Annotated in this window: 10 protein-coding genes; 6 read left to right on the forward strand and 4 right to left on the reverse strand. The window is 64.0% G+C overall.

Going from position 1 to position 11,185, the window contains the following annotated elements; translation table 11 throughout:
* The first annotated feature begins 61 nt into the window (after positions 1–61).
* From relA to HU748_RS24645, 3 genes are all read left to right on the forward strand, one after another.
* On the forward strand, positions 62–2,302 hold the full coding sequence (relA, locus tag HU748_RS24635; RefSeq protein ID WP_186708445.1) for a GTP diphosphokinase: 2,241 nt from the start codon (positions 62–64) through the stop codon (positions 2,300–2,302).
* 103 nt (positions 2,303–2,405) lie between these two features.
* A complete protein-coding gene (gene mazG / locus HU748_RS24640; protein WP_186666955.1) occupies positions 2,406–3,239 on the forward strand; it encodes a nucleoside triphosphate pyrophosphohydrolase in 834 nt (277 codons plus the stop codon).
* 26 nt (positions 3,240–3,265) lie between these two features.
* Complete coding sequence (locus HU748_RS24645; protein WP_186666954.1) at positions 3,266–3,805, forward strand: DUF2058 domain-containing protein; 540 nt, start codon at positions 3,266–3,268, stop codon at positions 3,803–3,805.
* A 44-nt stretch (positions 3,806–3,849) separates the two neighbouring features.
* On the opposite strand, the gene HU748_RS24650 is transcribed toward HU748_RS24645, so the two are convergent.
* From HU748_RS24650 to purM, 4 genes are all read right to left on the reverse strand, one after another.
* A complete protein-coding gene (locus HU748_RS24650) occupies positions 3,850–4,032 on the reverse strand; it encodes a hypothetical protein (protein WP_054892894.1) in 183 nt (60 codons plus the stop codon).
* Positions 4,033–4,226: 194 nt separating this feature from the next.
* The gene (locus HU748_RS24655; protein WP_054892893.1) at positions 4,227–4,937 is read right to left on the reverse strand and encodes a DUF3108 domain-containing protein; all 711 of its coding nucleotides are present in this window, start codon (positions 4,935–4,937) and stop codon (positions 4,227–4,229) included.
* A gap of 8 nt (positions 4,938–4,945) precedes the next feature.
* On the reverse strand, positions 4,946–5,599 hold the full coding sequence (gene purN, locus HU748_RS24660; protein ID WP_186722350.1) for a phosphoribosylglycinamide formyltransferase: 654 nt from the start codon (positions 5,597–5,599) through the stop codon (positions 4,946–4,948).
* Entirely contained in the window at positions 5,599–6,657 is a 1,059-nt protein-coding gene (purM, locus tag HU748_RS24665; protein WP_054892891.1) for a phosphoribosylformylglycinamidine cyclo-ligase, read from the reverse strand. Before purM ends, purN begins: the two co-directional genes overlap by 1 nt.
* Before the next feature lie 271 nt (positions 6,658–6,928).
* On the opposite strand from purM, the gene HU748_RS24670 reads away from it, so the two are divergent.
* The 3 genes from HU748_RS24670 (at position 6,929) to mqo (ending at position 10,987) form a co-directional block, all read left to right on the forward strand.
* Complete coding sequence (locus HU748_RS24670) at positions 6,929–7,993, forward strand: DUF2066 domain-containing protein (protein ID WP_186722351.1); 1,065 nt, start codon at positions 6,929–6,931, stop codon at positions 7,991–7,993.
* Positions 7,994–8,005: 12 nt separating this feature from the next.
* Complete coding sequence (locus HU748_RS24675) at positions 8,006–9,079, forward strand: AI-2E family transporter (protein WP_186722352.1); 1,074 nt, start codon at positions 8,006–8,008, stop codon at positions 9,077–9,079.
* Positions 9,080–9,343: 264 nt separating this feature from the next.
* Positions 9,344–10,987, forward strand: coding sequence for a malate dehydrogenase (quinone) (gene mqo / locus HU748_RS24680; protein ID WP_063543592.1), 1,644 nt, complete (start codon positions 9,344–9,346; stop codon positions 10,985–10,987).
* The last annotated feature ends 198 nt before the right edge of the window (positions 10,988–11,185 follow it).

Here is an 11,185-nt window from a genome sequence, read left to right on the forward strand (position 1 = left end):
AGCGGCACGGTTGATTGTCAGTGCACCCGTGAGGTGCGCTGTATGGAAAGGTAAACGGAACATGGTACAGGTGAGAGTGCACCAGCCGGTCAACACCGACGGCAGTATCAATCTCGAAGCATGGCTGGATCATGTGGTGAGCGTCGACTCGGCGCTGGATCGCACGGCGCTCAAGGAGGCCTGCGATTTCGCCCAGGAAGTCGAGAAGAAGGGCAACCCGGCCAAGCATTCCTGGGCCGACGGGACGTCGAGCTTCCAGGCGGGGCTCGAGATAGCCGAAATTCTCGCTGACCTCAAGCTCGACCAGGACTCGCTGGTCGCCGCCGTGATCTATCGCTCGGTCCGCGAAGGCAAGGTCACCCTGGCCGAGGTCGGCCAGCGTTTCGGCCCGGTGGTCTCCAAGCTGATCGACGGCGTGCTGCGCATGGCGGCCATCAGTGCCAGCCTCAGCCCGCGCCAGTCGCTGGTGCTGGGCTCGCAGGCGCAGGTCGAGAACCTGCGCAAGATGCTCGTGGCCATGGTCGACGACGTGCGCGTCGCCCTGATCAAGCTGGCTGAGCGGACCTGCGCGATCCGCGCGGTGAAGGCCGCCGATGACGAAAAACGCCTGCGCGTGGCGCGCGAGGTGTTCGACATCTACGCACCGCTCGCTCATCGCCTGGGCATCGGCCATATCAAGTGGGAGCTGGAGGATCTGTCCTTCCGCTATCTGGAGCCCGACCAGTACAAGCAGATCGCCAAGCTTCTGCACGAGCGGCGGCTGGACCGCGAGCGCTTCATCAGCGATGTGATGAACCAGTTGCAGAACGAGCTGCTGGCCACCGGGGTCAAGGCCGACATCAGCGGCCGGGCGAAACACATCTATTCGATCTGGCGCAAGATGCAGCGCAAGGGCCTGGAGTTCAGCCAGATCTACGACGTGCGTGCGGTGCGCGTGCTGGTGCCGGAAATCCGCGACTGCTACACCGCGCTGGGTATCGTCCACACCTTGTGGCGCCACATTCCCAAGGAGTTCGACGACTACGTCGCCAACCCCAAGGAGAACGGCTACCGCTCGCTGCACACCGCGGTGATCGGCCCCGAGGGCAAGGTGCTGGAGGTGCAGATCCGCACCCATGGCATGCACGAAGAGGCCGAACTGGGCGTCTGTGCGCATTGGAAGTACAAGGGCACCGACGTCAAGTCCAGCTCCAACCACTACGAAGAGAAGATCTCCTGGTTGCGCCAGGTGCTGGAGTGGCACGAGGAACTGGGCGACATCGGCGGGCTGGCCGAACAGCTGCGGGTCGACATCGAGCCGGACCGGGTCTACGTGTTCACCCCTGACGGCCACGCCATCGACCTGCCCAAGGGCGCCACGCCGCTGGACTTTGCCTACCGGGTGCACACCGAGATCGGCCACAACTGCCGTGGCGCCAAGATCAACGGGCGCATCGTGCCGCTGAACTACAGCCTGCAGACCGGCGAGCAGGTGGAGATCATCACCAGCAAGCAGGGCAGCCCGAGCCGCGACTGGCTGAACTCCAACCTGGGCTACGTCACCACCTCGCGGGCGCGGGCCAAGATCGTCCACTGGTTCAAGTTGCAGGCGCGCGACCAGAACGTCGCTGCCGGCAAGACCCTCATCGAGCGCGAACTCAGCCGCCTGGGCCTGCCACAGGTGGATTTCGAGCGCCTGGCGGAAAAGGCCAACGTCAAGACCGCCGAGGACATGTTTGCCGCCCTGGGGGCTGGCGACCTGCGTCTGGCGCACATGGTCAACGCCGCCCAGCAACTGCTGGAGCCGGAGCGCATCGATCCGGTCGAGCTGGTGCCACGACCGGCGCGCGGAGCCCGATCGGGCAAGCGCAACGACATCCAGATCCAGGGCGTAGGCAACCTGCTCACGCAGATGGCCGGTTGCTGCCAGCCGCTGCCGGGCGATGCCATCGTCGGCTACATCACCCAGGGCCGCGGCGTGAGCATTCACCGCCAGGACTGCGCCTCGGTGCTGCAGTTGGCGGGCAAGGAGCCGGAGCGCATGATCCAGGTGAGCTGGGGGCCGATTCCGGTGCAGACCTACCCGGTCGACATCGTCATCCGCGCCTACGACCGCCCGGGCCTGCTGCGCGACGTTTCGCAGGTGCTGCTCAACGAGAAGATCAACGTGCTGGCGGTCAATACCCGCTCGAACAAGGAAGACAACACCGCGCTGATGTCGCTGACCATCGAGATTCCAGGCCTGGATGCGCTGGGGCGCTTGCTCGGACGGATCTCGCAGTTGCCGAACATCATCGAGACGCGGCGTAATCGTACGCCTTGAGACTGCGTCGCCTCCATCGCGGGCAAGCCCGCTCCTACGGGTGCAGCGTGATCCCTGTAGGAGCGGGCTTGCCCGCGATGAAGGCACCGCCGAAGGACCTGTAATGACCTACACCCTAGACGACCTGCTCCACCTCATGGCCCGCCTGCGCGATCCGCAGTACGGCTGCCCCTGGGACCTTGAGCAGGACTACACCAGCATCGTCAAGCACACCCTCGAGGAAGCCTACGAGGTGGCCGACGCCATCGAGCAGGGCGACTTCGCGCAGTTGCAGGGCGAGCTCGGCGACCTGCTGTTTCAGGTGGTCTACTACAGCCAGCTGGCGCGGGAGGAGGGGCGTTTCGAATTTGCCGGTGTGGTCGATTCGATCACCCGCAAGCTGATCCGCCGCCACCCGCATGTATTCCCCACCGGCGATCTCTACGCCGCACCCGACATCCCGCGCTTGAGCGAGGCGCAGGTCAAATCGCGCTGGGAGGAGATCAAGGCCGAAGAACGCGCCGAGAAGAGTACCCCCGAACAGCTCTCGCTGCTCGACGATGTACCCGGCGCCTTGCCGGCACTGTCGCGCGCGACCAAACTGCAGAAGCGCGCGGCCACCGTCGGCTTCGACTGGCCCGAGGCGTTACCGGTGCTGGACAAGGTGCGCGAGGAGCTCGACGAGGTATTGCAGGCCATGGCCGATGGCGATGAGCAGGCACTGGAGGACGAAGTCGGCGACCTGCTGTTCGCCGCCGTGAACCTGGCCCGTCACCTCAAGCAGGATCCAGAAAACGCACTGCGCCGCGCCAACCGTAAATTCGAACGACGTTTCCGCTTCATCGAGCAGGCATTGCGCGACACTGGCCGACCGATCGAAGATTGTAACCTTGACGAGTTGGATGCCCTCTGGGGTGAAGCCAAGCGTCAGGAAAAGAACCTGCCCAGCTGCGGCTGAGCCGATGCATAAGTGAGTGAACACCGATGAGCCTTTCCCTTCGCGATCAATTGCTCAAGGCCGGTCTGGTCAACCAGAAGCAGGTCTCCCAGGCCAACAAGGCCGAAAAGAAACAGAAACGCCTGGAACACAAGGGCCAGGTCGAGGTGGATGACAGCCAGCAGCGCCTGGCCAAGGAAGCCATGGCCGACAAGGCCAAAAAGGACCAGGAACTGAACCGCCAGGTGCAGGAGAAGGCCGAGCAGAAGGCCCGTGCCGCGCAGGTCAAGCAATTGATCGAGGCGACCCGCCTGCCCAAGCTGACCACCGAGGATTACTACAACTTCGTCGACGACAAGAAGGTCAAGCGCATTGCCGTCAACGCGCTGATGCGCAGCAAGCTGAGCAACGGCTCGCTGGCGATCGTCGCCCATGGCGGCGGCTACGAAGTGATCCCACGCGAGGCGGCGGTGAAGATCCAGGAACGCGATCCCAAGCGCATCCTGCTGCTCAACACCCATGTCGAGGAGGCCGATGAGGACGATCCCTATGCGGCCTACAAGATCCCTGACGATCTGATGTGGTAAATGACGAAAACCCCGCTCAGGCGGGGTTTTTCGTGGGGGAGATCTTATTGTGTGCCGCGTTGGCTCTCGAGGGTCTCGAGTTCCTGGCGGTACTGGTGGGCTTCATGTTCGTTGTGGAACATGCCGACCAGTTGGCCCTGCTGGTGTACGTCCCAGATCCGCACGCCAGCGGCCAGGCCTTCGTGGGACATTCTCGATTCGTCGCGTTCGGTTACTTGGACAGTCATCGGTAAACTCCACTTCTGTTGGTCTGCGACACTGTGTCGCACACCTTCTTTATAGAGTTTGTTAGCAGGCTAAGTAAATAAAACGACGATGAAACAATGTTCATGAAACGCGCTGCGCTTGCTCCTGCAAGCCAAAACAAAGCCCCGCACTAGGCGGGGCTCGGGCTACAGCAGGTTACAGCGCAGGTAAGGGATCAGTTGCCCTTCACCGTCCTGCCATCGACCGTACCATCCTGCAGCACGATCACGTATTCCTTGCCATCGGTCTCGACCTGGCGCAGTTGCACCAGCAGGTAGTCCCAGTCCTTGGCGAACCACAGCTCGGTGATGCGCTTGCTCTGGCTTGGGTCGCGCACGCGCTCGACCTTCACCGCATCGACCTGGCCGGTCTTGGTGGCAACCTTCTCGGTGCCCAGCACGCGGAAGTCGTAGGTGTCGATCTCGTCACCGTCGACCACCTGGTACGTCATGCTCTTCTTGCCCGCCGCCACGTCATGCTGCAGGGCCAGTTGATAGGACGACTTGTCCAGCACCCCGCGGTTGAGCGGCAGGCTGATCGCATCGCCACGGTCGCTGCCGGTGACTTTCTTGCTGTTCCAGTCGAAGTCCAGGTCGACCTTCTTCGCCTTGCCCAGGCCACCGCGCTCGAAGTGGTACTTCTGCGGCAGCAGGGTGTCGTTGTCCATGCGCACCGTGCTCTGTTCGGTCAGGCTGGCGATCATCATGGAGGCTTTGAAGTTGAGGTCCCAGGTACCGTTGGCGTTCTTGACCAGGCTGCGTTCGGCGGTGCCGCTCATGGGCAGCTGTTTCCAGTCGGCGGTGTAGCTGGCCGAGAACGGCTTCAGATCAGCTGCCTGGAGGGGCAGGGCGAGCACGGCGAGAGCCAATAGCAGGGCGCGACGCATAAATTCTCCTAGGGTCGAATCAAGTGACCGCTGGCCGCCAGCGGCTGGCCATCCAGTAATGCACCTTGTTCGCCCAGGCGCAAGCGTCCTTCGGCGAACCAGCGCACCGCCAGCGGGTAGATCTGGTGTTCCTGTTGGTGGACCCGTTGTGCCAGGCTCTGCGCATCGTCGCCTGGCGCGACCGCTACCACAGCCTGTACGACCAAGGGCCCGCCGTCGAGTTCCTCGGTGACGAAATGAACACTGCAGCCGTGCTCGGCGTCACCGGCATCCAGGGCCCGCTGGTGAGTGTGCAGCCCTTTGTACTTGGGCAACAGCGACGGGTGGATGTTGAGCAGGCGCCCCTGGTAGTGGCGCACGAAGTCGCCACTGAGGATGCGCATGAAGCCGGCCAGCACCACCAGGTCGGGGGCGAAGCCATCGATCAGTTGCACCAGCGCCGCGTCGAATGCTTCGCGCCCGTCGAAACCACCGTGCTCGAGCACGGCGGTGTCGATCCCGGCGGCTTCGGCCCGTTGCAGGCCAAAGGCGTCGGGGCGGTTGGATATCACCGCGCGGATCCGCGCCGAGCTATCGGTGGCGGCGGTGCTGTCGATCAGGGCTTGCAGGTTGCTGCCGGAGCCCGACAGCAGTACCACGACATTGCAGGTCTTGCTCGGCATCAGTGTGCCTTGAGGTTCTGCAGCTCGACCTGGGCAGCGCCTTCGGCGGCCACGTCGATGCGGCCGATCACCCAAGGCTGCTCGCCGGCCTGGCGCAGGACGTTCAGGGCGTTGTCGACCTGGTCCTGGGCCACGCAGATGACCATGCCTACGCCGCAGTTCAGTACGCGGTGCATCTCGTGCTCGTCGACGTTGCCTTTTTGTTGCAGGAAGTCGAACACCGCCGGGCGCTGCCAGCTGGCCACGTCGACCACGGCCTGGGCGCCTTTTGGCAGGACGCGCGGGATGTTGTCCAGCAGGCCGCCACCGGTGATGTGGGCCATGGCCTTGACCGCGCCGGTCTTCTTGATCAGCTCCAGCAGCGGCTTGACGTAGATGCGGGTCGGCGCCATCAGCAGGTCGGTCAGCGGCTGGCCGTCGAGCTGGGTGTTCTCGATGTCGGTGCCGGACACTTCGAGGATCTTGCGGATCAGCGAGTAGCCGTTGGAGTGCGGGCCGGAGGAAGGCAGGGCGATCAGGGCGTCGCCGGTGACCACTTTCGAGCCGTCGATGATTTCCGACTTCTCCACCACGCCGACGCAGAAACCGGCCAGGTCGTAGTCTTCGCCTTCGTACATGCCTGGCATCTCGGCGGTTTCACCACCGACCAGCGAGCAACCGGCCAGTTCGCAACCGGCGCCGATGCCGGTGACCACGGTGGCGGCCACGTCGACATTCAGCTTGCCGGTGGCGTAGTAGTCGAGGAAGAACAGCGGCTCGGCGCCGCAGACCACCAGGTCGTTGACGCACATGGCGACCAGGTCCTGGCCGATGCTGTCGTGCTTGTTCAGGTTCAGCGCCAGGCGCAGCTTGGTGCCGACGCCATCGGTGCCGGAGACCAGCACCGGCTGCTTGTAGCCGGCCGGGATCTCGCAGAGGGCGCCGAAGCCGCCCAGGCCACCCATGACTTCAGGGCGTGCGGTGCGCTTGGCGACGCCCTTGATGCGTTCGACCAGTGCTTCGCCGGCGTCGATGTCTACACCGGCGTCTTTGTAGCTCAGGGAGGGTTGCTTGCTCATTGATCCAGGCCTTTAAGGGGGAGGGATTCAGGAAAACGACCAGCGCGGCCAAGGCCGGCTCGGGAGGCGGCGGCTGCCTGTACGTGACTGGTCTGCGAAGGCGCGCGATTTTATCAGGGTTGCCCGGCAGCGGCCATCCTCCATTGAGCGGCAAGTGGCGAGCGGTAAGCTATAAGAGAAGACAAGCTGCGGTGTCGCGCGCTTTTTCTTGCCGCTGACGGTGTGCAGCTTGTAGCTTCTGACCTGAAAGTCATCCGGACAGGAATCCTCCATGCGTTTTCTCAATTACCTGGCAGTGGTTTGCGTAGGGCTGATCGGTGCAACGGCACAGGCCGAGACCGTATCGGGCCTTTACCAGGTCCGCGAACCTGTCGATGGGCAGGGCAGCGAGGCGCGGACCCAGGCCACCGCCAAGGCACTCGACACCCTGGTGCTGCGTCTGACCGGCGATGCCAAGGCGACGCAGAACCCGGCGGTGGTCGCCCTGCGCAAGGATCCGCAACAGATCATCAACCAGGTGGGCAGCGACGCCGGCCCACCTGAGACGGTGGTGGTGGAGTTCGACCCCGGCAGCACCGAGCGCGCCCTGCGCCAGGGCGGCCTGGCCCTGTGGGGCAGCAACCGGCCATCGATTCTTGGCTGGTGGCTGTACGACAGTGTCGAGGGCAGCAGCCTGGTCGGCGATGGTCAGACCAGTGCCGAGCCGCTGCGTCGTGCCGCCCAGCACCGTGGTCTGCCGCTGCGCCTGCCGCTGGCCGACCTGCAGGAACAACTGGTGGCCAATGCCAAGCAGCTCGAAGGCAACGACCCGGCGCCGCTGCGTGAGGCGTCCGAGCGTTATGGCGCCGATGCCCTGCTGGCTGTGCACGCCCACGAGGCCGACGGCAAGTGGGAGGGCAAATGGCAACTGTGGCTGGGCGAACAGCGCGAGCAGGGCACGGCGCAGGGCGCCGACCAAGCTGCGCTGGCCGATGCGGTGATGCTGGCGATCAGCGCACGCCTGGCGCCCCGTTACGTCACCCGTCCGGGGGCGAGCAGCGACCTGCAGGTCCAGGTGCAGGGCATGAACCTGCAGCGCTACGCCGAACTGCTGCGCGTGCTTGAGCCCTATGGCCCGCGGCTGCAGTTGGCCGACGGCGACACGCTGACCTATACGGTCACCGGCAATCGCGAGCAACTGCGTGCGCAACTGGGGCTGGCGCATCTGCAGGAGGTGCCTGTCGAACAGGCGCCTGCCGCCGCTCCCGCTCCCGTAGCAGAGGCAGCGCCTGGCCAGGCGGTCGCGCCGCAGGCGGCTGCGCCCAAGCCGTTCGATGGCCTGCGTTTTCGCTGGTAAGGAGCCGCAAACATGACTGATGTACGCCGTTGGGTGTGGCTGGGCGTCGCCTTGCTGATCGCCGTTCTGCTCTACCTGCTGCATAACATTCTCTCGCCATTCCTGGTTGGCATCCTGCTGGCCTACCTGGCCGACCCTTTGGTCGATCGCCTGGAGCGCCTGGGCCTGTCGCGCACCTGGGGCGTGGTGGTGGTGTTCAGCCTGTTCACCCTGGTGTTCCTCGCCTTGCTGCTGGTGCTGGTGCCGATGCTGGCCAAGCAGTTGCTGCGCCTGTACGAACTGGCGCCGCAGATGCTCGACTGGCTGCAGCATGTGGCCCTGCCCTGGGTGCAGAGCCGCCTGGGCCTGGCCGATGGCTTCTGGAAGTTCGACAAGATCAAGGCTGCCATCGGCGCGCACATGGGCCAGACCACCGACATCGTCGGCATCGTCCTGTCCCAGGCCACGGCCTCGAGCCTGGCGCTGATCGCCTGGCTGGCCAACCTGGTGCTGATCCCTGTGGTGGGCTTCTACCTGCTGCGTGACTGGGACCTGATGATGGCCAAGCTGCGCAGCCTGCTGCCACGTCAGCGTGAAGATCAGGTGGTAGGGCTGGCGGGTGAATGCCATGAGGTACTGGGGGCGTTCGTGCGCGGCCAGTTGCTGGTGATGCTGGCGCTGGGCGTGATCTACGCGGTCGGGCTGTCGCTGGTCGGTCTCGAGCTGGGGCTGTTGATCGGTTTGCTGGCGGGGCTGGCGGCCATCGTGCCGTACATGGGCTTCATTGTCGGCATCGGTGCAGCGTTGATCGCCGGGTTGTTCCAGTTCGGCGGCGACCTGTACCCGATGCTGGGCATTGTCGCGGTGTTCATGATCGGCCAGGCCCTCGAAGGCATGGTGCTGACGCCGCTGCTGGTGGGCGACCGCATCGGCCTGCACCCGGTGGCGGTGATCTTCGCCATTCTCGCCGGTGGCGAGCTGTTCGGCTTCACCGGCGTCTTGCTGGCGCTGCCGGTGGCGGCGGTGATCATGGTGCTGCTGCGCCATGTGCACGACCTGTATAAAGAGTCGGACATGTACGCCGGGGATATCGATCCCGACCTGTAATCCTGCCGTTCGCCCGGCCCTGGTGCCGGGCGAAGCCCTGAGGCAACCCGCCACGTTGACGTTCCCGCCGCCAATTTGTTTGTGCTGGCGTTTCGGTTACAATCCGCAACCGTTTCAGCCGACCCCGGTCAATCAGACCAATGGCTGAAGCCTGTAAGGGTTCTCTGGCTGCTGAACAATGATCACAAAAAGCCTGCGCTGAAGAACAAGAAACACCTGGGCCAGCCACAGGCCCCCCTCCGTTCTACTGACTGGAAGTGATCAATGTTCAAAAAAGCTGGCAAGACCTTGCTGGGTCTGGCTGTCGCGGCGAGCTTCATGCAAGCGCACGCCGACGAAGCCAAGAAAGTCGATGTGCTCCTGATTGGCGGCGGCATCATGAGTTCGACCCTGGGCGTATGGCTCAGCGAACTGGAGCCGAGCTGGTCGATGGAAATGGTCGAGCGCCTGGATGGCGTCGCCGAGGAAAGCTCCAACGGCTGGAACAACGCCGGTACCGGCCACTCCGCGCTGGCTGAGCTGAACTACACCCCGATGGACAAGGACGGCAAGGTCAACATCTCCAAGGCGATCGAGATCAACGAAGCCTTCCAGGTGTCGCGCCAGTTCTGGTCCTGGCAGGTTCGCCAGGGCGTGCTGAAGAACCCGAAATCGTTCATCAACACCACCCCGCACATGAGCTTCGTCTGGGGCGACGACAACATCGCCTTCCTGAAGAAGCGTTACGAAGCACTGCAGGCGAGCCCGCTGTTCCGCCCGATGCAGTTCTCCGAAGACCACGCGCAGATCGCCAAGTGGGTCCCGCTGATGATGGAAGGGCGTGACCCGAACCAGAAGCTGGCCGTGACCTGGACGCCGATCGGTACCGACGTCAACTTCGGCGAGATCACCCGCCAGTTCGTCGGCCACCTGCAGACCCGCGACAACTTCAAGCTGAAGCTGTCCAGCGAAGTGCAGGACATCACCCGTAACAAGGACGGCTCCTGGCACGTCGAGTACAAGAACCTGAAGGATGGCAGCACCTCTGCCACCGACGCCAAGTTCCTGTTCATCGGTGCCGGCGGCGGCGCCTTGAAGCTGCTGCAGAAGTCGGGCATTCCTGAAGCCAAGGAATACGCAGGCTTCCCGGTTGGCGGCTCGTTCCTGGTGACCGAGAACCCGACCGTTGCCATGCAGCACATGGCCAAGGCCTACGGCATCGCCTCGACCGGCGCGCCACCCATGTCGGTTCCGCACCTGGACACCCGCGTGCTGGACGGCAAGCGCGTGATCCTGTTCGGGCCATTCGCCACCTTCTCGACCAAGTTCCTGAAGAACGGTTCGTACCTGGACCTGCTGAGCAGCACCACCCTGCACAACGTCTGGCCGATGACCAAAGTGGGTATCGAGCAGTACCCGCTGGTCGAGTACCTCGCCGGCCAGGTGATGCTGTCGGATGACGACCGCTTCGAAGCCCTGCGCACTTACTTCCCGAACGCCAAGAAAGAAGACTGGCGCCTGTGGCAGGCCGGTCAGCGCGTGCAGATCATCAAGCGTGACGAAGAGAAGGGCGGTGTGCTGAAGCTGGGCACCGAGGTCGTGGCGTCCGAAGACCGCACCATCGCCGGTCTGCTGGGTGCTTCGCCAGGCGCCTCGACTGCTGCGCCGATCATGCTCAACGTGCTGGAAACCGTGTTCAAGGAGAAGGTCGCCACGCCTGAATGGCAGGCCCGCATCCGTGAAATCGTGCCGAGCTACGGTACTAAGCTGAACGATTCCGCTGCTGCTGTGCAGAAAGAGTGGAACTACACCGCTGAAGTGCTGCAACTGGAGAAGCCGCCGGTCATTGACCAGAGCGTCGGGACCAGCACCGGTGTCGAGTCGACCGCACCTGCCGAGAGCAAGGCTGCCAACGACATGGCGCTGTAAGCTGCCCTGGGGATGGCCTGTCGTCTGACAGGCCGTTGCCTGAAAAGCCACGAGGATCGCCGCAGGCGGGCTCGTGGCTTTTTTGTGCCCAAGCCACAGCCCTTGTAGGAGCGGCGGTTCGGCGCCCCGACTTGCCCGCGAACACCGGCGAAGCCGGTGCCATTCACCGCGGTGTTCTTTTCGCGGGCACGTCGGGGC

It is taken from the genome of Pseudomonas sp. RW3S2, assembly GCF_014268955.1.
In the GTDB taxonomy this organism is placed as follows: domain Bacteria; phylum Pseudomonadota; class Gammaproteobacteria; order Pseudomonadales; family Pseudomonadaceae; genus Aquipseudomonas; species Aquipseudomonas wayambapalatensis.